22 protein-coding genes are annotated in these 22,012 nt (G+C 55.9%); 17 read left to right on the top strand and 5 right to left on the bottom strand.

The genetic code is table 11. The features are described 5' to 3' along the window. The first annotated feature begins 52 nt into the window (after positions 1 to 52). Genes nudC through ACR0BU_RS22925 form a run of 4 tightly spaced genes read left to right on the top strand, consistent with a single transcriptional unit; the run spans position 53 to position 2,640 of the window. Positions 53 to 1,036, top strand: a complete 984-nt coding sequence (nudC, locus tag ACR0BU_RS22940) for an NAD(+) diphosphatase (RefSeq protein WP_480739176.1) — start codon at positions 53 to 55, stop codon at positions 1,034 to 1,036. Between the two features lie 40 nt (positions 1,037 to 1,076). Further along, positions 1,077 to 1,544, top strand: coding sequence for an SRPBCC family protein (locus ACR0BU_RS22935; protein WP_480739178.1), 468 nt, complete (start codon positions 1,077 to 1,079; stop codon positions 1,542 to 1,544). A gap of 50 nt (positions 1,545 to 1,594) precedes the next feature. Then, positions 1,595 to 2,059 (top strand): N-acetyltransferase family protein, encoded by a 465-nt coding sequence (locus ACR0BU_RS22930; protein WP_480739207.1) that lies wholly within the window; start codon positions 1,595 to 1,597, stop codon positions 2,057 to 2,059. A gap of 44 nt (positions 2,060 to 2,103) precedes the next feature. Further along, complete coding sequence (locus ACR0BU_RS22925) at positions 2,104 to 2,640, top strand: chloramphenicol phosphotransferase CPT family protein (protein WP_480739180.1); 537 nt, start codon at positions 2,104 to 2,106, stop codon at positions 2,638 to 2,640. A 13-nt stretch (positions 2,641 to 2,653) separates the two neighbouring features. Here the strand turns inward: ACR0BU_RS22925 and ACR0BU_RS22920 are convergent, their stop codons facing one another. Continuing rightward, a complete protein-coding gene (locus tag ACR0BU_RS22920; RefSeq protein WP_480739181.1) occupies positions 2,654 to 3,487 on the bottom strand; it encodes a prephenate dehydratase in 834 nt (277 codons plus the stop codon). 120 nt (positions 3,488 to 3,607) lie between these two features. Between ACR0BU_RS22920 and ACR0BU_RS22915 the strand changes: the two genes are divergently transcribed. The 5 genes from ACR0BU_RS22915 to ACR0BU_RS22895 all read left to right on the top strand — a co-directional run bounded on the left by ACR0BU_RS22915 (position 3,608) and on the right by ACR0BU_RS22895 (position 10,012). Beyond that, entirely contained in the window at positions 3,608 to 4,123 is a 516-nt protein-coding gene (locus ACR0BU_RS22915) for a c-type cytochrome (RefSeq protein WP_480739209.1), read from the top strand. A gap of 172 nt (positions 4,124 to 4,295) precedes the next feature. After that, positions 4,296 to 6,239 (top strand): extracellular solute-binding protein, encoded by a 1,944-nt coding sequence (locus ACR0BU_RS22910; RefSeq protein ID WP_480739182.1) that lies wholly within the window; start codon positions 4,296 to 4,298, stop codon positions 6,237 to 6,239. Between the two features lie 6 nt (positions 6,240 to 6,245). Next, positions 6,246 to 7,331, top strand: coding sequence for a microcin C ABC transporter permease YejB (locus tag ACR0BU_RS22905; RefSeq protein WP_480739183.1), 1,086 nt, complete (start codon positions 6,246 to 6,248; stop codon positions 7,329 to 7,331). After that, positions 7,332 to 8,438 carry an ABC transporter permease gene (locus tag ACR0BU_RS22900; protein ID WP_480739185.1) on the top strand — a complete coding sequence of 369 codons (1,107 nt, stop codon included), beginning with the start codon at positions 7,332 to 7,334 and terminating at the stop codon, positions 8,436 to 8,438. Next, positions 8,435 to 10,012 carry an ABC transporter ATP-binding protein gene (locus ACR0BU_RS22895; protein ID WP_480739187.1) on the top strand — a complete coding sequence of 526 codons (1,578 nt, stop codon included), beginning with the start codon at positions 8,435 to 8,437 and terminating at the stop codon, positions 10,010 to 10,012. Before ACR0BU_RS22900 ends, ACR0BU_RS22895 begins: the two co-directional genes overlap by 4 nt. A gap of 19 nt (positions 10,013 to 10,031) precedes the next feature. On the opposite strand, the gene ACR0BU_RS22890 is transcribed toward ACR0BU_RS22895, so the two are convergent. Together ACR0BU_RS22890 and hemN are read right to left on the bottom strand one after the other, a co-directional pair. Continuing rightward, complete coding sequence (locus ACR0BU_RS22890; RefSeq protein WP_480739188.1) at positions 10,032 to 11,960, bottom strand: elongation factor G; 1,929 nt, start codon at positions 11,958 to 11,960, stop codon at positions 10,032 to 10,034. A gap of 213 nt (positions 11,961 to 12,173) precedes the next feature. Next, positions 12,174 to 13,529 (bottom strand): oxygen-independent coproporphyrinogen III oxidase, encoded by a 1,356-nt coding sequence (gene hemN, locus ACR0BU_RS22885; protein ID WP_480739190.1) that lies wholly within the window; start codon positions 13,527 to 13,529, stop codon positions 12,174 to 12,176. A gap of 61 nt (positions 13,530 to 13,590) precedes the next feature. Here hemN and fnrL point away from each other — a divergent pair, with 61 nt between their 5' ends. Further along, positions 13,591 to 14,334: a transcriptional regulator FnrL gene (gene fnrL, locus ACR0BU_RS22880; RefSeq protein WP_298937795.1), complete on the top strand. Its 744-nt coding sequence runs from the start codon at positions 13,591 to 13,593 to the stop codon at positions 14,332 to 14,334. 73 nt (positions 14,335 to 14,407) lie between these two features. Further along, on the top strand, positions 14,408 to 14,659 hold the full coding sequence (locus ACR0BU_RS22875; RefSeq protein WP_298937796.1) for a GlsB/YeaQ/YmgE family stress response membrane protein: 252 nt from the start codon (positions 14,408 to 14,410) through the stop codon (positions 14,657 to 14,659). A 42-nt stretch (positions 14,660 to 14,701) separates the two neighbouring features. Here ACR0BU_RS22875 and ACR0BU_RS22870 read toward each other — a convergent pair whose 3' ends face one another. Continuing rightward, positions 14,702 to 15,541 carry a universal stress protein gene (locus tag ACR0BU_RS22870; RefSeq protein ID WP_300072704.1) on the bottom strand — a complete coding sequence of 280 codons (840 nt, stop codon included), beginning with the start codon at positions 15,539 to 15,541 and terminating at the stop codon, positions 14,702 to 14,704. Between the two features lie 201 nt (positions 15,542 to 15,742). On the opposite strand from ACR0BU_RS22870, the gene ccoN reads away from it, so the two are divergent. The 4 genes from ccoN to ccoP are packed head-to-tail and all read left to right on the top strand — an operon-like array spanning position 15,743 to position 19,200. Then, the gene (gene ccoN / locus ACR0BU_RS22865; RefSeq protein WP_299892805.1) at positions 15,743 to 17,350 is read left to right on the top strand and encodes a cytochrome-c oxidase, cbb3-type subunit I; all 1,608 of its coding nucleotides are present in this window, start codon (positions 15,743 to 15,745) and stop codon (positions 17,348 to 17,350) included. 13 nt (positions 17,351 to 17,363) lie between these two features. Further along, entirely contained in the window at positions 17,364 to 18,092 is a 729-nt protein-coding gene (ccoO, locus tag ACR0BU_RS22860) for a cytochrome-c oxidase, cbb3-type subunit II (protein ID WP_480739192.1), read from the top strand. Positions 18,093 to 18,103: 11 nt separating this feature from the next. Continuing rightward, a complete protein-coding gene (locus ACR0BU_RS22855) occupies positions 18,104 to 18,340 on the top strand; it encodes a cbb3-type cytochrome c oxidase subunit 3 (protein ID WP_298937800.1) in 237 nt (78 codons plus the stop codon). Further along, positions 18,337 to 19,200, top strand: coding sequence for a cytochrome-c oxidase, cbb3-type subunit III (ccoP, locus tag ACR0BU_RS22850; RefSeq protein ID WP_298937801.1), 864 nt, complete (start codon positions 18,337 to 18,339; stop codon positions 19,198 to 19,200). The genes ACR0BU_RS22855 and ccoP overlap by 4 nt, the downstream gene beginning before the upstream one ends. A 148-nt stretch (positions 19,201 to 19,348) precedes the next feature. Here the strand turns inward: ccoP and ACR0BU_RS22845 are convergent, their stop codons facing one another. Continuing rightward, complete coding sequence (locus ACR0BU_RS22845) at positions 19,349 to 19,507, bottom strand: hypothetical protein (protein ID WP_480739193.1); 159 nt, start codon at positions 19,505 to 19,507, stop codon at positions 19,349 to 19,351. 100 nt (positions 19,508 to 19,607) lie between these two features. Between ACR0BU_RS22845 and ACR0BU_RS22840 the strand changes: the two genes are divergently transcribed. Together ACR0BU_RS22840 and ccoG are read left to right on the top strand one after the other, a co-directional pair. Then, positions 19,608 to 20,486 carry a LysR family transcriptional regulator gene (locus ACR0BU_RS22840; protein ID WP_480739195.1) on the top strand — a complete coding sequence of 293 codons (879 nt, stop codon included), beginning with the start codon at positions 19,608 to 19,610 and terminating at the stop codon, positions 20,484 to 20,486. A gap of 98 nt (positions 20,487 to 20,584) precedes the next feature. Further along, positions 20,585 to 22,012: a cytochrome c oxidase accessory protein CcoG gene (ccoG, locus tag ACR0BU_RS22835; protein ID WP_480739196.1), complete on the top strand. Its 1,428-nt coding sequence runs from the start codon at positions 20,585 to 20,587 to the stop codon at positions 22,010 to 22,012.

The raw sequence follows: 22,012 nt of genomic DNA, 5'->3' as shown, positions 1-22,012 counted from the left end.
CAACGAGGGCCTAGTCGTGGCAGCCCTGTGCGCAAGATCCAAAGGAAACTCAATGAAAAATGCGGAACAGGTGACTTTCGGCGGCTCTGGCCTGGATCGAGCCGCGCATCTTCGAAGCGACGCAGACAAGCTAACCGCGGTTGCAAGTGATCCAAACGCAAAATGCCTGCTGCTCTGGCGTGGCAAGGTTCTGGTAACCGGTGAAGCCCTGGATCAACTTGGGTTTGTCCCAATGACACATGTCTTGATCAATAACGGGCCCGGCGGCATCGTCGAAACTCCGATCTTTCTGGGGCTTAGCGAAATGGGCGCGCCGTTCTTTGCGGCAGATATTTCGGATTGGACGGCCCACGGGCACGACCTCTCTGCTCTCGGCGCGTTTGTCGACAGGTCCGAACAACAGCACCCTGAATTGCCGGATGGGTATGTGTTTGCCGAATTGCGCCGAATCATGACCCGGCTACCCACTCGGGATGCCGAACTTGCTGCGACTGCCAAGGCTGTTATTGGATGGCACGAAACCCATCGTTTTTGCGCACGTTGTGGTGTTGCCAGCGATCTGTCTCAGGCCGGGTGGCAGCGCAGTTGCCCTTCGTGTAGCGGCCAACATTTCCCGCGAACGGATCCGGTCGTCATCATGCTGATTACCCACGGTGATTCTGTTTTGATGGGGCGTTCCCCTGGATGGCCCGATAAGATGTTTTCGCTGTTGGCGGGATTTGTCGAACCGGGAGAAACGCTTGAGGCTGCCGTGCGGCGCGAAGTGATGGAAGAAGCGGGGGTACCCGTCGGCGCTGTCTCATACCTCTCAAGTCAGCCTTGGCCATTTCCGGCGTCGTTAATGTTCGGCTGTGCGGGTGAGGCATTGTCGCGCGACATTGTCATCGACCCGGTCGAAATCGAAGAGGCAATGTGGGTCAGTAAGACTGAGATGATGCAGGCCTTTGCCGGAGAGCATCCGCAGATATTGCCGGCGCGAAAAGGTGCAATCGCACATTTTTTGCTGCAAAACTGGCTTGCAGATACGCTGGTCTGAGGAAACACTGAGCAGTAACTAAGATCAACAAAAGGCCGACATGCAGTTTTCAGCGCGTGAAGATATCGAAGCCCCCATCAACTCGGTGTTCGACATGGTCGCCGATTTTGAGCGTTTCGAGCGTATGGCGATGCGGCGTGGGATCGATGTGCGGCGCAGCGCAGATAGTTCTGTAGTTACGGCAGGAACAACATGGGAAACCGAGTTCAAGCTGCGCGGAAAGCCGCGTCAGATGTCGGTGCTGATGACAGATTGTGACCGCCCGTCACAAATGAGGTTTGAGGCAACCAGCAAAGGAATGACCGGGATTACGACGGTCGATTTTCTGGCGCTGTCGCAGCGCAGAACTCGCCTGAGCGTAGAGATGTCTCTGGCTGCCAAGTCTCTGCCGGCGCGTTTGTTGCTGCAGTCAATGAAGCTGGGACAATCCCGGTTTCGCAGGCAGTTTCAAATGCGTCTGGGTGATTTCGCAAGAGAGCTGGAGCAGCGCCATTTGCATGGGTCTTGAGGCCGTTTTGGGCGGATAAACAACCAGACAGGACCGGGTGTTTGAGCATCGTGATTTTTAGAACTGCGCAAGAAAGTGACGCCGAGGGGATCGCGAGCGTCTTGCAAGATCTTTTCGATGCGGGAAAGAGAAGAAAACCCTGCAGCGCTGAGTTTGTCTTGGGTCACTATATCAGTCATCCTGACAGCATTAGATGTACTCTGGCAGGTGATCAGAGCGGGCACATACTTGGGTTTCAGTCTCTCAGGCATGCTGTCGCGGACAACCCTTATGACGTAGCCGTTGGTTGGGGCATAATAGGCACTCATATTCGGCCCTCGGCTGCCAGGCGCGGCGTTGGACGCGGCTTGTTTGCCCAGACGCTTGATGCTGCACATGGCTTTGACCTGACCTTCATTGACGCAACGATTGGTGCAAAAAACGCTGAAGGCTTAGCCTATTATGAAGCTATGGGCTTCCGGGAGTATCGGCAGATGGAAGATGCTGTGTCGAAAGTGTATCAGTTGCCGTCCTAAAACTGCGTAGTCGAGGGACCTAGTTTCAGCAAGCGGGGTCAGTTGTGTCGCAGATCATATTCCTCCACGGTGCGTCCAGCAGCGGCAAAAGCACGATTGCCCGCGCCTTACAGCAACAGATCGAAGTACCGTTCTGGCATGTATCCATCGACCATTTAAGCGATGCCGGTGTTTTGCCGATGGCACGGTATAGGGCAGAGGACTTTGATTGGCCTTCAGACAGGTCTGCGATTTTTGACGGGTTCCACAGGTCTGTTTCAGCGTATGCCGATGCGGGTAACAACCTGATCCTTGAACACATACTCGACACACCGGGATGGGCGGAAGACCTTAAAACGCGTCTGGAGTCGCATGATGCTCTGTTTGTTGCTGTGCAATGCCCGATTTCGGTTCTGATCAAGCGAGAACGCCTGCGTGGTGACAGACCCTTTGGAAGTGCTGCGCGGGACCAGGAACGTATCCATGAGGGCAGGGTATATGACCTGGAGGTCAACGCAACCGAAGATGTTGCAGCCAATGTGGACAGGATTCTGACCGCGTGGCGCAGCGGTGAGCGACGGTCAGAATTCAGCCATGAGTAATTGTGGACAGCGTTTAGCCGCGTGGTTGTGTAGCAGGATAAACGCCCAGGATTTCCACATTGGTCGTAAAGTGCTGTAGCTCGTCCATGGCAAGCTGCACATTTTGATCCTCGGGGTGACCCACGATGTCGGCGTAGAACTGCGTCGCCGTGAATGAGCCGTCGACCATATAGCTTTCCAGCTTTGTCATGTTGATACCATTGGTGGCAAATCCACCCATCGCTTTGTAGAGCGCCGCAGGGATGTTGCGGACCTGAAACACGAAACTGGTGATCATGCCGTGTTCGCCCCTACGCGACTGGTCGGCCTGTCGGGACATGACAAGAAAACGGGTTGTATTGTCGCCGTGGTCTTCAATATTGCGGGCCAATATATTCAGGCCATAGATTTCTCCGGCCAGCTCGCTGGCCAGGGCAGCAGAATGGACGTCACCGACATCAGCAACTTCCCGAGCCGCTCGGGCGTTGTCGGGACTGACACGACCGCGGATACCGTGCTTTTTTAGGAAAGTCGCACATTGTGGCAGCAGCACAAGATGGGAATGAGCCTCGGTAATGTCCTCTAGCTTGGCCCCGGGAACACCCAGAAGGTTGATATGAACCCGGACGAAAGCCTCATCAATGATATGCAGCCCGCTATGGGGCAAAAGCCGATGAATATCGGCCACGCGCCCATAGGTCGTGTTTTCAACCGGCAACATCGCCAAATCGGCCTTACCCGCGCGAACCGATTCGATCACATCTTCGAAAGTTCGGCAGGGCAGGGCCTCCATATCCGGGCGCGCGTTGCGGCAGGCCTCGTGGCTATAGGCGCCGGGTTCCCCTTGAAATGCGATGCGATTGGTCATTAGGTCGATTCCGTGCAACAAGTTGGCAAATTGGGCGTTTAGTCGCGGTGTCTATACCTTGCCTCTCGTTAGGGGAAGCCTTAGACACCTGCGCAGACAGCTGAAATGGACACGCGATCAATGTTCGACACGATGACAGTTACCAAGGCCGCGGCAGGCCTGTTTGGCACTTTCCTGGTGCTGCTTCTGGCCAAATGGGGGGCGGATATCCTCTATTATGCAGGTGGTGGCCACGGCGATTCTGAGGCCGCATACATTATCGAAACCGAAAGCTCTGGCGAAAGCGCTGACGGCGAAGAAGTAGTTTTTGAGGACATGCTGGCTGCCGCTGACCCTGAGAAGGGGGCGAGAGTATTCCGCAAGTGCACCGCCTGCCACAAGCTGGAAGATGGCGCAAACGGCACTGGTCCTTACCTGTATGCGATCGTTGACCGCCCTGTCGCTTCGGCCAAGGGCTTTACCGGTTATTCTGCGTCAATGCAGGCCCACGGTGGCAACTGGACGCCCGAAGCACTGGACGCCTTCCTGGAACGCCCGAGCGCCTATATCTCCGGAACATCGATGAGCTTTGCTGGCCTGAAAAAACCTCAGGAACGCGCTGATCTGATCGCTTACCTGCAGACAATCGGCAACTGATTGCTTGCTGAAGATTGAAGAATTTCAAAGCCGCTGCCCCTTGCAGCGGCTTTTTTGTCTTAAGAAATCTTCACAAAGCGCTCACGCGTTCTAAACTTGCTACTGTAATCACTGGACCTTTAGCTAGGTTTAGGCGCATTAAGACGTTCCAAGGGGTGTAGGAGACGCGGGCATGACAGTTAGACGCAAGAAACCGGTACAGGGCGGTATGCAGCGGCGGACTGCACTGCAGCTTTTGGGCGGAAGTGCCGTTGCAGCATTGACGCCGAGCGTAAGAGGCGCATTTGCGGCGGCGAGCGAAAGTAGCGACATTATTAAGGCGCACGGGTACTCCTATTTTGGTGACCTTAAGTATCCGGCAGATTTTCCACATTTTGACTATGTGAACCCGAGCGCTCCCATAGGGGGCCAAATCTCGGTGTCTTCACGCGGTACGTTTGATGGGATGAACCGCTTTAACTGGCAAGGTAAAGCGGGCCTTTATTCTGGCCTGATTGCTGAAAGCATGTTCGGCAGCAGTCCGTTCGGGTCTGCCTCACCGGCGGATTCCATTACCGAAGCCTATGGTTTGCTGGCGGAATCCGTTGAATACCCGAGCACCAAGGATTGGTGTATTTTCTATATGCGACCCGAGGCGCGCTTTGCCGATGGTACACCACTGACAGCGCATGATGCTGCGTTCACCCATGATCTGTTTCTAGAACAGGGTATTCGCAGCTATGCGCGTGGCGTCAGCCAGCGCATCGAAGGGTATGAGATCATTGATGACCACACGATCAAATTCAACTTCGTAGATGGAATATCGCGCCGGTCTTTGATCTCGCAGGTTGGTGGCACGCCAGTGTTTTCCAAGGCGTGGTACGCAGAAACAGGTGAACGACTGGATAAGCAAAGTTTGCAGACCCCCATGGGGAGCGGCCCTTATGTCCTCGATGACTATGAGCTCAATCGATACATCGTCTACCGCCGCAATCCAGACTATTGGGGTTGGCATCTGCCGATCAACGTGGGCCGACACAACTTTGAAACAGTGCGGGTTGAATACTTTGCGGATGACGCCGCCGAATTCGAAGCTTTCAAGGCCGGAATCTATACGTTTCGAGCCGAAGGCAGCACCAAGAAGTGGGCGACAGGCTATGATTTCCCCGCAGTAGAAAAGGGCTATGTTAAACGCGATAGCATCCCAGTAATGGTGCCACCGTCTCCGCAGGGTTTCATTTTCAACATGCAGCGCGAGCCATTCAAAGACATAAAGGTCCGTGAGGCGCTTGGGTTGGCCTATAATTTTGAGTGGACATCGGAGTCGCTTCAATACGGTCTGACCGAACAGCGCCATTCCTTCGCGGAAAACTCTGAAGTTGCAGCCGATGGCTTGCCGACGGAGCAGGAAACAGCTTTCCTGAATTCATTGGGTGATTTGGTTCCAGAAGAGATCTTTACGCAGGAAGCCGTTCGCGCCCACAGTTCGAAAGGAAACCGAACGGTAGATCGCGCCAACAAGCGAACGGCGCTGAGGCTTTTGTCAGAGGCAGGCTGGACGGTGTCGGCGGGTGGCAAGCTTCAGGATGCCGAAGGCAATCCGATGAAAATCACGATTATGCTCTCGGCGTCTACTTCCGATACGGCGGAAGCCATCGTAACGACGTATGCAGCTAACCTGGAGAGCTTTGGCGTCGCTGTGAATGTTGAGAAAATCGACAGCGCTCAGTGGATACAAAGGTATTACGACAAAGACTTCGACATGATCTTTTTCCGCAACCAGTCCTTCCTAGAGGCCGGGACGGGATTGAAGCAGTTTTATGGATCCGAGACTGCGGTGGTGTCATCCTACAACCCACAATCATTGCAAGAGCCGCTTGTGGACGCGATCATCGACGCAGCGCTGGAAACGAAATCCCGCGAAGATGAGATTGCAGCCCTAAAGTCGCTCGACAGGGTACTGCGGTATTTGCGTATTCAGGTGCCCACTGGGTATGTGGCTGACACCTGGGTCGCCTACTACGATATGTTTGAACACCCCGAGGAACTGCCGCCGCTGGCTGTCGGGCAGTTTGATTTCTGGTGGTTCAATGAAGAGAAATACCAGAAACTGAAAGCTGCAGGCGCGGTGAGGTAACCAGCTTTGGGAGCGTATATTCTTCGCCGGCTGCTGCTGGTCATACCGACATTGCTTGGGATCATGATTGTGAATTTCACACTGGTGCAATTCGTACCAGGTGGACCAATCGAACAAATACTGGCCCAAATGCAAGGTGAGGGCGACGTTTTTGCAGGCTTCGCCGGCGGGGATAATGCTCAAACCGAAGAAACCTTTGGCTCTGACAGCGAGTATATCGGTGCGCGTGGTCTGCCAAAAGAGTTCATCGAAGACTTAGAAAAGGAATTCGGCTTCGATAAACCGCCGCTCGAGCGGTTTTTGAACATGATGGGCAACTATCTGACGCTGGATTTCGGCCAGAGCTATTTCCGCTCGATCAGTGTTATCGATCTGGTTCTGGAAAAGATGCCGGTTTCCATCTCGTTGGGCTTGTGGTCCACATTGATCGCTTATCTGGTGTCGATCCCGCTTGGAATTCGCAAAGCCATCAAAGATGGCACGCGGTTTGATACCTGGACCAGTGGTGCCATCATCGTCGCCTATGCCATTCCAGGCTTCCTTTTTGCAATCCTGTTGCTTGTGCTGTTTGCGGGCGGATCTTATTGGCAGATATTTCCGTTGCGAGGGCTGACTTCGGACAATTGGGAAAGCCTCAGCCTGTTCGGCAAGATCACAGACTATTTCTGGCATATCGCTCTGCCGATCATCGCTCTGACGATTTCGGCCTTTGCGACGCTGACCCTGCTGACCAAGAACTCGTTTCTGGATGAGATCAAGAAACAGTATGTTATGACCGCGCGCGCCAAAGGGCTGAGCGAAAGCAAGGTTCTGTACGGGCATGTCTTCCGCAACGCGATGTTGATCGTGATTGCGGGCTTTCCTGCGGTGTTCATCGGCGTGTTCTTTGGTGGTTCGATCATCATCGAAACGATCTTCTCGCTCGATGGTCTTGGCCGTCTTGGTTTCGAGGCCGCTGTCGCGCGAGACTACCCAGTCATATTTGGTACGTTATTTATCTTTGGCTTGATGGGGCTGGTTGTCGGTATCATCAGTGACTTGATGTATGTCCTTGTCGATCCGCGCATCGATTTTGAGAAACGAGAGGGTTAAATGGCACTTTCCCCTCTCAACCAACGACGCTGGCGTAGCTTTCGGCGCAATAGCCGGGCCTTTTGGTCGCTGATCATTTTCTCGGTGCTTTTTGGCTTGTCTTTGTTTGCCGAATTCATCGCGAATGACAAACCGATCCTGGTGAAGTACCGCGGTGAGTTCTACACGCCCATCTTCAACTTCTACGCCGAGACTGATTTTGGCGGCGACTTCCAAACCGAAGCGATCTATCGCGACCCTGAGGTCCGATGCCTGATTGACAGTGGTGGTCTCGAGCAATGCTTTGACGACCCTGACGGCATCATCGAACAGATTGATGCGGGTACATTGCAGGTTGACGGGTTCGAACGTGGCTGGGCCATCTGGCCATTGATCCCGTATTCTTTCAACACCAGCGTGGACCGCCCCGGAGCGGCCCCTCTCCCGCCCAATAGCCAAAACCTGCTGGGCACGGATGATACCAAACGGGATGTGCTGGCCCGAGTGATCTATGGGTTCCGCCTATCGATCCTGTTCACGCTGATCGTGACCGGCGCGGCCAGTTTGATTGGGATCTTCGCTGGGGCCATACAGGGGTTTTTCGGAGGCTGGCTTGACCTGATCTTTCAGAGGATCATCGAGATATGGTCGGCGACGCCGTCCCTGTATGTCATTATCATCATGTTCGCCATTCTCGGGCGAAGTTTCTGGCTGCTTGTTGCCTTGATGATCCTTTTTGGATGGACGGGTCTGGTGGGCGTTGTGCGGGCCGAATTCCTGCGCGCGCGAAACCTTGAATACGTGCGTGCGGCACGGGCGCTTGGCGTGGGTAACATGACAATCATGTTCCGTCATATGCTGCCAAACGCAATGGTGGCGACGCTGACATTCATGCCGTTCATCGTGACGGGCACCATCGGAGGCTTGGCCTCTTTGGACTTCCTTGGCTTCGGGTTGCCCTCTTCTTCACCGTCCCTGGGTGAAATGACCCTACAGGCGAAACAGAACCTGCAAGCCCCCTGGCTGGCCTTCACTGCGTTTTTCACCTTTGCCATCATGCTGTCGCTTCTGGTCTTCATCTTTGAAGGCGTCCGCGATGCATTTGATCCGAGAAAGACCTTTTCATGAGCTTGCTGGATGTGAACAACCTTAAGGTCTCGTTCCGGCAGGACGGTCAGATATCAGCAGCCGTCAAAGGCGTCTCATTCACTGTTGATCGCGGTGAAACCGTCGCTTTGGTCGGCGAATCCGGTTCCGGAAAATCCGTGACAGCGCTGTCCACCGTGTCCCTGTTGGGCGACAGCGCGATTGTCGAGGGCTCGGTCAAATATGATGGCCAGGAAATGATCGGCGCCTCGGATCAGCGTTTGATGGATGTGCGTGGCAATGACATCAGCTTTATCTTTCAAGAACCGATGACCTCGCTCAACCCGCTGCACACGATCCAGAAGCAGATGGCGGAATCGTTGGCGCTGCATCAGGGTCTGACCGGGGATGAGGCACGAGACCGGATTATTGAGCTGATGATCAAAGTGGGTATACGTGACCCACAGGATCGGTTGGACAGCTATCCGCACCAACTGTCTGGCGGGCAACGGCAGCGGGTCATGATCGCTATGGCACTGGCCAACAAACCCGACATCCTGATTGCCGATGAACCCACGACCGCGTTGGACGTGACCATTCAGGCGCAGATTCTGGAATTGCTGGCCGACCTACAGAAGTCGGAAAACATGGGGATGTTATTCATTACCCATGATCTTGGCATTGTCCGGCGGATCGCGGATCGGGTCTGTGTGATGAAAGACGGTGAGATCGTCGAAACTGGTCCGACTGTCGAGATCTTTGATGACCCGCAGCATCCGTATACCCGCAAGCTGCTTGCGGCCGAACCATCCGGTTCGCCAGATCCCGTGCCCACCGACGCTGAAGTGGTTGCACAAACTGATCATCTGAAAATCTGGTTCCCGATCCAACGTGGATTTCTGAAACGCACAGTTGGCTACGTAAAAGCCGTCAACGATGCGACGCTGAGTGTACGCGCAGGCGAGACCCTGGGTATTGTCGGCGAAAGCGGCTCGGGTAAGACAACACTCGCGTTGGCGATCATGCGGCTGATCGCTTCCGAAGGTGGAATCACCTATCGCGATCAGGATGTACGCCGCTGGTCCACGCGCGAGCTGCGGCGGCTGCGCAAGGACATGCAGATCGTGTTCCAGGATCCGTTCGGCAGCCTCAGCCCGCGTATGACCTGCCAGCAGATCATTGCTGAAGGATTGGCCATTCACAACGTCGATCCGCACCGGGCCCCGCGCGATTTGGTGGCCGAAGTAATGACCGAAGTTGGTTTGGATCCGGCCTCGATGGACCGATATCCACATGAGTTTTCTGGCGGGCAACGCCAGCGTATCGCGATTGCACGCGCCATGGTTCTGCGGCCTAAACTTCTGGTGTTGGACGAACCCACCAGCGCGCTCGACATGACGGTGCAGGTTCAAATTGTCGATCTGCTGCGCGAGTTACAGCGAAAATACGGGCTGGCCTATTTGTTCATCAGCCATGATCTGAAGGTCGTGCGGGCGATGTCGCACAACGTCATCGTTATGCGAAATGGCGACGTGATCGAAATGGGCGCCGCCGAAGACCTGTTTGAAAACGCCCAGACCGACTACACCCGCGAACTGATTGCGGCGGCGGGCTGATAACCCACCGATTCTCCCGTCAGGCGTTGGCTGTTTCCCGTGTTGCTGTTTTGGGCACCGGCCCGCGCAGTTCTTCGTAATGGTCAAAGCTCAGCTTCACCCAACCGGTGCCTCGGGTGGCACTGGCGAGCGTTCGGTGCAGTTCATCTTCGGCCACTGCCGGCAACATGGCGTTAAATACCTCCCAGCCTGCGGCATTTGGGTTGCCCTCAAACCCCAGGATTTGCCCTTGCAACGTGCTGATTGTCGGAACGAGATCGCCCACGAAATCTGATGGCAGGTGGATTTCTGCGTTCAGGATCGGTTGCAGGACCACGGGTTTGGCTTGCGGCAAAGCCTCGCGCACGGCGATTTTACCCGCTGTTCGGAAGGCGTAGTCCGAGCTGTCGACGTTGTGGTGTTTGCCATCGCTCAGTGTGACCTTCACATCGACCACCGGAAATCCTTCTGGACCCTGAACCAACGCGTCTTTGGCGCCATGTTCGACGGACGGGATATAGTTCTTGGGGACCGAACCACCTTTTACAACTTCTTCGAACTGGAACCCTGAACCGCGCGGCATTGGTGCAACCGAGATGACGACATCCGCAAATTGCCCAGCACCACCAGATTGCTTGCGATGTCGCTGCCGGTGTTCGACGGTCGATTTGATGGTTTCACGATACGCGGTTTCCACCGGGTCGGCTTGGATTTCGATGCCAAAATCCTCGGCCAATTTGGCTGTCACCCGGCGCATATGCTGAGGGCCCTGCGAACCAAGAACCGCGTGTCCGCTCAATTCGTCCTGTTCCATATGCAGGCCCGGATCAATCTCGACCATCCGGGTCAAGGCATTTGAAAGACGTACATCATCACGCTCATGCGCCGGGGATACCACTTGCCGATGCCCAGCCGGGTGGGGTTCTGCCCATTCCGGGAGTGGCGTGGCCGAAGTGCTGTCATAAAGAAAGCCGGGGTTGAGGTGATCGGATTTCACCGCCAACCCGATCTGTCCAGCCCCCAAAGCGCTGATCTGGGTTTTGGCATCCAACGTGGTCAGACTGCCGACTGTCTCCCCGCCCAAAGCTTCATGCGCTTTTACACCATCACCCAGACCACGCAGCACGACGATCTTGCCGATGTGCTTTTTGACATCCGCGAAACCCGCAATAGCGCGGGCACTGTCCGCCGCCTCATCCCGGCCTGCTGCGATGTCAAACTCCGGGGCTTCATGCCGTAGTGCTTTCATCAGCCGGGTCAGACCATTGCCGTGGCTGGCCGCGCCCAGACAGGCTGGAATCAGTTGGTGGCTTTGCAACACTTGTGCGGCAAGGTCGTAGATTTCGGCGCTGGGCGGCTGCTTGTCTTCGATCAGTTGCTCTAACAAATGGTCGTCGTAATCCGACAGGGTTTCGAGCAACTCGGTACGGGCTTCCTGTTCGCGGTCTTCCACGGATTGCGGCAGCTCGATCAGGGCCGAGGGTTGCCCCTCCTGATACTTCCAGGCCCGTTCCGAGATCAGATCGACAGCACCTATGATCGTACCGCCGTCACGGATCGGCACCTGACGAAGCGTGATATGGTGGCTGCAATAGGTTTGCAGTGCCGCGATGATGTCGCGGATTCGTCCATTTGGGCTGTCCATCCGGTTGATGAACAAGAAACAGGGAATACCGGCTTCTTCGACCAGGCGCAGATAAGGGGCACATAAAACGGCGGCATCGGGGTCGGGTGGAACCACAATGACGGCTGCGTCCGAGATCGCCATGGCCGGGCCGACATACGCCAGCGCATCGCCACCACCATCCACGTCAACCGCGCACCACGGCTCGTCCAAATAAGAAAAACCGTGCAGGTGCACGGTTCCGGATACGTCGAACGTGGCGGGCCGGCCATCGAGGCGGCTGATGGCCTCGACCAGTGTAGACTTGCCCGATTGACTGGGCCCGAGGACGGTAAAAACGCGCATAGGTGCTGTCCCTCTTTCAGGTTGCAGAATGGATGCACGAAAGGAGTTGTCGAGCGCGTCAGCGTCGGCATGGATCGCCTGTAATCTAGCCTGCCTCAGGCTGTGGGGTGGTCAGTTTCCCCAGGTCTTTAGTGTGGAGAAAAGCCAGGGCGTACGTCAAGCCCCGGTTCAGGAATGCTGCAGAGTGGCCGATATCGGCCCGCCCAATTCTGGTCAGATCGCCGAGCTGTGCCCGGCTTTGCTGAGATCATAAGCATCAAAGCTGCGGGCGATCATCCTGGTCAACGGGCGCGCCTCGGGCGGAACGAACAGCCCGTCCTCGTCAATGCGCAACAGTCCATCAAAGGTCGCGTTCGCGGCGCTATACATACCGTGTAACTCGGCAGCGGAGATATCGTGGTCCCGAAGGATCTCGGCTGTGTCGATCTGGAAATCGCACATCAGAGCCTCGATCAAACGCGCGCGCAAAACGTCCTCACCTTCGAACAGATGGCCGCGCGAGGTCGAAAACTGACCGTTGCGGATTGCTTTCGTGTGGGCAGACGTCGCCGGAGCATTCTGTGCGTATCCTTGCGGGAAGCGAGAGATTGAGCTGGCCCCAATCCCGATCAAAACTTCGGCCTGATCGTCGGTATAACCTTGAAAATTGCGTTTCAAACGACCCGCACGCAAAGCGTGGGTCAGGCCATCGTCATTTGTGGCAAAGTGATCAATTCCGATTTCGGCGTAGTTGTCCCACATAAACAGCCGCCGCGCGGTATCGAACAACTCCAGCCTTTGTTCAGGTGTGGGAAGCGCATCAGACGGGATCATCTGTTGCCGCTTCGCCATCCAGGGCACATGCGCGTATCCATAAAGCGCAACCCGATCGGGGCTGAGCGACAGCAGCTTTTGCACGCTTTCCGTCATTCGCGTTTTGGTTTGGTGCGGCAGGCCATACAGAATATCGGCGTTCAGGCTGCTGATACCTCGGGCTCGGATCATATCGATCGCGTCACGTGTGGTGTCGTAGCTTTGGACGCGTCCGATGGTCTTCTGAATCTCATCATCGAAATCCTGAACGCCAATCGACGCACGGTTCATTCCCGCGCCGGCCAGCGCGTCCAGTCGCGCGTTGTCAATTTCATTCGGATCAATTTCGACCGAGAATTCTGCGTTTGGACCCATTGGTACGATGCCCAGAATGTGCTGTGCCAGATCGCGCATCAATCCCGGGTTTAGCAACGTCGGGGTGCCGCCACCCCAGTGCAGGCGCGACAGGACCACACCGTCTGGCAAGCGCTCGGCTAGCAGGTCCAGTTCTGCTTTTAGAACATCCACATAGGCGATCACTGGATTGTCTGTTTGTGTTCCCTGCGTCCTGCAGGCACAGAACCAGCACAGCCTGCGGCAGAATGGAACGTGGATATACAGTGAGATCTCGCTGCCCGGTTTAATCCCCGAAATCCAGTCGCCAAAACGACCCGCCCCCAAGTCATTGTTGAAATGCGGGGCGGTGGGATAGCTTGTGTAACGCGGGACTTTCGCGTCAAATAGTCCAAGCTTTGCCAATTGTGGTTTCACTATCATATCGATACCCTTAGGTGAGATACGACTTAGCGACTTTGACAGAGATCAAGTGGAAACGCGCATGACCGTGAAGGCCCAATTTGACCACACCAATTGCGAGGGGTGCCCGATTCGGCATCGGGCTGTGTGCGCGCATTGTGATACTGATGAGCTCGAAGAACTTGAGGGCATCAAGTATTACCGAAGCTTTGAGGCCGGGCAGACAATCATCTGGTCAGGGGATCAGATGAGCTTTGTTGGGTCTGTCGTGTCGGGCATTGCGTCGTTGACACAGACCATGGAAGACGGCCGAACGCAGATGGTGGGCTTGCTGTTGCCAAGCGATTTTGTCGGTCGTCCTGGCCGCGAGACGGCCCCTTACGATGTGCAGGCAACAACTGACGTTGTGATGTGCTGTTTTCGTAAAAAGCCGTTCGAAGACCTGATGAACTCGACACCTCATATTGCGCACCGTCTGTTGCAGATGACGCTGGATGAATTGGATGCAGCCCGCGAATGGATGCTCGTGCTGGGGCGCAAAACCGCGCGTGAGAAAATCGCCAGCCTTTTGTCGATCATAGCGCGCCGGGATGCGTCGGTCAGCCAGAAGGCTCAGTCTGGGCCAATTGTGTTCGACCTACCGCTGACGCGTGAGGCAATGGCAGACTATCTTGGCCTGACTCTTGAAACGGTAAGCAGACAGATATCAGCTTTGAAACGGGACAGTGTGATTTTGCTGGAAGGCAAGCGGCACGTCACGATCCCGGATATGGCGCGGTTGATGGATGAAGCTGGCGACGATTCAGATGGTGGTTTTTTGGTGTGATCACGTTCCTGCGTGACCTCGAACTGCAGCCGTGATCTACTGGTCCGGATGAAACGAATATCAGGAGCAGCGCATGACATTCAGTAGCCTATTGGCCATGATTTTGATCGGTGCAATCGCCGGTTGGCTGTCGGGCAAGATCATGGAGGGCCGGGGTTTTGGCCTGATCGGAAACATAATTGTCGGGATCGTCGGGGCCTTTCTTGCGGGTTTGATTTTCCCGGCACTTGGGTTCGCTGTGGGCGGCGGCTTGATCTCGTCGATACTGTTTGCCACGGTCGGAGCCGTGATCTTGCTGTTCCTGATCGGATTGATACGACGCTGATAGACAAGCCGCCTTGTCGGGCGGCTTGTTGAATTTCTCAGATCAGTGGGCGAGGAAGACCGGCACCACCGACTGTTCCAGCATATTGCGCGTTGCGCCGCCCAGAATGGCCTCGCGGAATCGCGAATGGCCATAAGCCCCCATGATGATCAAATCCGATTCGGTGTCTAACGCGTGACGGTTCAGAATGTCGGACACTCGGGTCATGGTTTTGCTGAGCACTTCGATCTCGCATTTCACGCCGTGCCGCGCCAGCATCTGGGATAACAGTCCACCGGGATCGGACCGATCCGGGCCATGGCGCGGAGGGTCGATCACCACGATATGCGCCAAGTCAGCGTGTTTGAGGAAGGGCAAGGCGCGGCGAATGGCTCGCATGGCTTCGACGCTCTCGTTCCAGGCAATCATCACTTTGCGCGGCACAGAAAACGGCTCGGCGTCGTTAGGAACCACCAGAACAGGCGCGTGACCTTCGAACATGGCCGCTTCGATTATCGGCTCCGCCTCGGCACCCCGATCCTCACCATAGGGATGGGGAAGGACCACCAGATCTGAGAACCGTGCCCTATGTGCCACATGGCGCCCGATATCCGCAATTTGCGCAACGCCGTTTTCAGCAGACCAGCGAATACCGGTTTTTCCCAGAAAATCCTTGGCGAAATTCAGCACCTCATCCGCTTCGGCGTTGGCACGGCTTAGCGTTTCCTGAAGGATCAAAGCGTTGGCGCCAGCATAGTAATAACCGGTCTGACTGCGATCCACGCCCAGGCATAGCGCTTCGGCGTGGGCATCCTGTGCTTCGGCCAATGCCGCCAGCTGAGCCAATGCTGCCTGAGCTGTCTTTGTTTCGGTCATAACTGTGAGAAGAGATTTGTAGCCCATATCGACCTCATATTTTGAGCATTTGGTCCCATGCGACCAGGTAACCCATCCATCAGCTTATGCGTGTCATAGATTTCGGGCTATTGTCTTGACACAGATCAAAGCAGCATTGGTCGCTGTCCGACAAAACAGCAACCAGACAAAAGGGTCTTGCGCGGCGAGGGAATCGGAATCGTGTGAGGCAATTCAAAGGGACGCAAAATGTCGAATTACATCAAGCTGATCGTGCTTGGGCTGGTCGTGCTGTTCGCAGCGATCGGGACCAACTACGCACGGGATTTGGCGTATCAGGTGCATGCGGTACTGGTGATGTTGATTGCCGGTGGACTGTTCATCTGGACGCTGCGCAACACCGATGAGCCAGATATCCTTGTTGACCGCTCGTCAGAGTACATGGATGACGTGATACGTTACGGCGTGATCGCGACGGCCTTTTGGGGTGTGGTTGGGTTCCTTGCCGGAACTTTCATCGCGTTTCAGCTGGCTTTTCCTGAGCTAAACTTTGAATGGGCGCAGGGGTACCTGAATTTTGGACGCCTGCGGCCCCTGCACACTTCGGCCGTGATTTTTGCCTTTGGCGGCAATGCACTGATCGCCACCTCGTTTTATGTGGTTCAGCGGACCAGTGCAGCGCGCCTTTGGGGCGGCAACCTCGCGTGGTTTGTGTTCTGGGGATACCAGCTGTTCATTGTTCTGGCTGCGACCGGTTATGTATTGGGCGGGACCCAATCCAAGGAATATGCCGAGCCTGAATGGTATGTAGATCTGTGGCTGACTGTCGTCTGGGTGGCTTACCTGGCCGTCTATCTGGGCACGATCGTCAAGCGGAAAGAGCCCCACATCTACGTGGCAAACTGGTTCTATCTGGCCTTTATCGTCACCGTCGCGATGCTGCATCTGGTCAACAACATGACCGTCCCTGTCAGCATCTGGGGTTCGAAATCCGTTATCGTCTGGTCGGGTGTGCAAGATGCCATGATCCAGTGGTGGTACGGCCACAACGCAGTGGGCTTTTTCCTGACTGCGGGCTTCCTTGGGATGATGTACTATTTCATCCCGAAGCAGGCCGAACGTCCGGTGTTCAGCTACAAGCTGTCGATCATCCACTTCTGGGCATTGATCTTCCTGTATATCTGGGCCGGTCCGCACCACCTGCATTATACCGCGCTGCCTGACTGGGCTTCGACGCTGGGCATGGTGTTCTCGATTGTTCTGTGGATGCCGTCCTGGGGGGGTATGATCAACGGTCTGATGACCCTGTCGGGTGCATGGGACAAACTGCGCACGGACCCGATCATCCGCATGATGGTCATCTCGGTGGGCTTCTACGGCATGTCCACTTTTGAGGGTCCGATGATGTCGATCCGCGCGGTCAACTCGCTGAGCCACTATACGGACTGGACCATTGGTCACGTGCATTCGGGTGCGCTGGGCTGGAATGGCATGATCACCTTTGGTGCGCTGTACTTCCTCGTGCCTGTCCTGTGGAAGCGTGAGCGTCTGTACTCGCTACAGATGGTCAGCTGGCACTTCTGGCTCGCGACCATTGGCATCGTTCTGTATGCCGCGTCGATGTGGGTCACCGGTATCATGGAAGGCCTGATGTGGCGTGAAGTGGATGCCAACGGCTTCCTGGTGAACTCGTTCGCCGACACCGTCGCGGCCAAGTTCCCGATGTATGTGGTCCGCGGTCTGGGTGGGGTTCTGTTCCTCGCTGGCTCGGTGATCATGTGCTACAACCTGTGGATGACTGTACGGAAAGCGCCGGCCAAAGAGGCCAGCCTGACCGTCGCGGTCCCGGCTGAATAGGAGGGCCGGAGCTATGGCAATTCTCGACAAACATAAGATCCTCGAGACCAACGCGACCCTCCTGCTGATCTTCAGCTTTTTGGTCGTAACCATCGGTGGCATCGTGCAGATCACCCCGTTGTTCTATCTTGAGAACACAATCGAGAAGGTGGAGGGCATGCGCCCTTACACCCCTCTCGAAATGGCAGGGCGTGACATTTACATCCGCGAAGGCTGCTATGTCTGCCACAGCCAAATGATCCGTCCGATGCGGGATGAGGTCGAACGCTATGGCCACTATTCGCTGGCGGCTGAATCGATGTATGACCATCCGTTCCAGTGGGGATCGAAACGCACCGGGCCAGACCTGGCACGAGTCGGTGGCCGCTACTCGGATCAGTGGCATGTGGACCACCTGCGCGATGCGCAATCCGTAGTGCCGGAATCGGTGATGCCCAAATACGGCTTCCTCGAAAACCGCAGGATTGACGGCAGATACATCGGCGACGTCATGGCTGCGAACGCTCTGGTCGGGACACCTTACACCGATGAAATGCTCGAGAATGCCGTGCTGGATTTCCGCGCGCAGGCCGACCCAGACAGCGACTATGACGGCCTGTTGGAGCGCTATGGCGAAAAGGTCAATGTTCGGAACTTTGATGGCCAGCCCGAGCTGACCGAAGCCGATGCACTGATCGCTTACCTGCAGATGCTGGGTACATTGGTCGACTTCTCGACCTTCAACCCAGATGCAAACCGTTAAAGGAGGGTGCGATGGAAGAATACACGATCCTTAGGCAGTTCGCGGACAGCTGGATGTTGCTTTTGTTGTTCGTCTTTTTCATTGGCATCGTCATTTGGGTTTTCCGCCCCGGTGCAAGCAAAGAATACAAGGACACCGCCAACATCCCGTTCCGGCACGCTGATGCGCCAGCGCCCCTTCGGGGCGACGATGAAGCTGCGCCCCGCACGGGCGACAAACCCGCCGAATCCAAGGAGGCGAGTAAATGAGCAAGACACCTGAAAAACAGCCGGGTGATCCGAACACCACTGGCCACACCTGGGACGGGATCGAGGAATTCGATAACCCAATGCCACGCTGGTGGTTGTGGACCTTCTATGTCACCATCATCTGGGCCGTCATCTACACGATCATGTATCCCGCATGGCCTTTGGTGCAGTCCGCGACTGCAGGTGTTCTGGGTTGGTCCTCGCGTGAACTGGTGCAGCAGGAAATGGTCGCCTTTGAAGAGGCAAATGCGCCGTGGAATGCCAAGTTGGTCGAAACCCCATTGGATGACATCGCCAGGGATGCAGAGCTGCAACAATACGCTGTGAACGCGGGCGGTGCCGTATTTCGCACATGGTGCGCACAGTGCCATGGTTCAGGCGCGCAAGGCGCGACGGGCTTTCCGAACCTGTTGGATGACGCGTGGCTTTGGGGCGGTACGCTGGATGACATCGTAACCACCGTGAGCTATGGCATCCGTAGCGAGGAAAGCGACGACACACGGTATTCCGAAATGCCCGCTTTTGGCGAGATACTGGAGCCGGAAGAGATCACTCAGGTGGTGCAATACGTGATGTCGCTGACAAATGCCCAAAGCGATGATGCGGCTGCACAGGCGGGCAAGGTGGTCTTTGAAGACAATTGTTCCGCCTGTCACGGAGAAGATGGCGCCGGTGATGTCATCCAGGGCGCACCGAACCTGACAGACGCGATCTGGCTTTATGGCGGCAGCGAAGAGGCATTGACCGAAACGGTCAAGTACAGCCGCTTCGGCATTATGCCGCCCTGGGATACCCGATTGACCGAGGCACAAATCCGCGCTGTGTCGGCTTATGTTCACCAATTGGGTGGCGGCCAGTAACGGATAAAGAATACCTCCGGGCGGTCCACCGCCCAGAGGTTAGGGCACCGGCTGTTCCATCTGTTCGCGCGTTTCCAGAACAGCCGGTGCTACTTTTTTAGACTACATCTCCGACCGGATCCGGTCCAGACGCGTGACGGCCCCACCGTCAATGGCGTGGAGCTTTGCCGCCGTGGGTGTCTTCTTTCCACCAATGCGCGTCCGGCAGCCAACGTCTTTGTGGGGTTTCTTCGCGACGCGCGTGGTTGTCATCCGGCTCAAGCATTCGGGTGGCGTTCATGAAAGTTCTGGCAAAGATCGAGAGCATCGGGTCTCTCCTCTGATTGTGTTGGAACAGTCTCAGGATTGATCTTCGGGCTAAAAAATGCGACTCAATTGCAATTCTTATATGTAAGAGGAAATTACATATGGATTGGCTCAACCTGCCGCCGCTGGCTTCGCTCAGAGCCTTTTCAGCCTTCGCCGAAAAGGGTGGGGTGGTCCCGGCCGGGGCCGCGCTAAATGTCAGCCATGCTGCAATAAGCCAACAATTGCGTGCCTTGGAGAAGCATATGGGTGTCGGCTTGTTGGACCGAACTGGAAAGTCGTTGTCGCTGACCACAGAAGGGCAGCAACTGGCACGCGCTTTGCAACTTGGGTTTGGTTCAATTGGTACCGCTGTCGAGGATTTGATGCGGACGGGCCAAGAGCGTCCGGTCCATGTTTCACTGACCGCATCCTTTGCGGCGTTCTGGCTGATGCCGCGCTTGCCGGTTTTTCAAGCCGAACATCCTGACGTGAATCTGGCGCTCGACCCGACCCCGCACCTTGTCACGCTAAGTCCCGGTGGGGTGGATGTTGCAATCCGATACGGTGTAGGCGGCTGGCCCGGAGTCGACGCCGAGATGTTGCTGGAAACGCCATTTGTCATTGTTGCTGCACCCAGTCTGTTGGGGGGAAAGACCTCTTGGACGCCAAAAGATCTTGGCCAACTGCCATGGCTAGAGGAATTCGGAACGACTGAGGCGACGACATGGCTGGCCAAACGCGGCGTGGATCATGGGCCCAGCGCCGGAAGTATCTCTCTTCCGGGGAATTTGCTGCTGGAAGGGCTTCGCGCGGGCCAAGGCGTGACGGCGACCGTGCGACATTTCGTCGAGCACGACATCGCTGCGGGGCGACTGATCGAACTGTATGCCGAACCTGAAGGCAGCGGATATCACGTTTTAACCGGTAAAGCGCCTGTCAGACCCGCTGTGAAGACATTTGTGAAATGGCTCAAACGTCAGGCGCAAGAAATGTGCTAAAAGATGTTTGTTCGATGCGCGTTTTGACCCATGTCAAAGTCTATCAACACATGATCTGGAAAAAGCGTCGTCAGAACATCCATTAGTGGAGCCAGCCAGTGAGCGAGTCCGACCCCGCACCCAGCCTGTACGCCCCTCGAGAGCCTATCTTTCCAAGGCGCGTATCCGGTCCGTTTCGCAATCTGAAATGGATCATACTTCTGGTCACGCTGGGCATCTATTATGTGACACCATGGATCAGATGGGATCGTGGCCCCAGCCTGCCAGATCAGGCGGTCCTTTTGGATTTGGCAAACCGCCGGTTTTACTTTTTCTGGATCGAGATCTGGCCGCACGAGTTCTATTTTGTGGCGGGGCTGCTGATCATGGCGGGCCTTGGCCTGTTCCTGTTCACCTCGGCCCTTGGTCGCGTGTGGTGCGGCTATGCCTGCCCACAGACCGTCTGGACAGATCTTTTCATTCTGGTCGAGCGCTGGATCGAAGGGGACCGGAATGCCCGGCTGCGATTGCAGCGGCAAGAGAAAATGGATCTCCGAAAAGCCCGGCTGCGGCTGACGAAATGGGTATCTTGGTTTCTGATTGGTCTGGCCACGGGCGGCGCCTGGGTCTTCTATTTCGCCGATGCCCCAACCTTGGCGCGGGATCTTGTGACAGGCAATGCGCACCCGGTGGCCTACACGACTATGCTGATCCTGACAGGAGCGACCTTTTTCTTCGGCGGGTTCGCCCGCGAGCAGATTTGCATCTATGCCTGCCCCTGGCCGCGTATTCAGGCAGCAATGATGGATGAAGATACGCTTGTGGTCGGCTATCGCGAATGGCGAGGGGAGCCTCGTGGCAAAGGTAAGCGGACGACCGATTCCGAGTTAGGTGATTGCATCGATTGCATGGCCTGCGTGAATGTCTGCCCTGTGGGCATCGACATACGGGATGGTCAGCAGCTCGAATGCATCACATGTGCCCTATGTATCGACGCGTGCGACGACATGATGGCCAAGATTGGCAAACCCCGAGGTCTGATCGACTATATGGCGCTGAGTGACGAGACCCGCGAACGATCCGGTGAGCCACCCAGAAGTGTTTGGAAACACGTCTTCCGTCCCCGTACAGTCATGTACACGGCGCTTTGGTCTTTGGTGGGATTTGCGCTGATGTTTGCCTTGTTCATCCGCTCGGACATCGATCTGACCGTCGCACCGGTGCGAAACCCAACTTTCGTGACCCTTTCGGATGGCACGATCCGCAATACCTATGACGTTCGGCTGCGCAACAAACATGGCGAGGACCGGTTGTTCAAGCTGTCCCTGGCCGGCGATTCTGCCATGAAACTGGCAATTGAGGGTACGGAGATTGATACCGTGAACGTCACCGCGGATACTGCACAATTGACCCGCGTTTATATAGTCTCTTCCAAGGATACGGCACCTGCGAGCGCTGATACAACGCCGGTACGGATCTGGGTGGAAGATCTGAGCAGCGGAGAACGCGCCTACAAAGACACCACGTTCAATGGACGAGGAAACTGA

It is taken from the genome of Ruegeria sp. CK2, from assembly GCF_056536585.1.
Note: the sequence above shows the minus strand (reverse complement) of the source record. Positions and strands in the feature narration are given on the sequence as shown.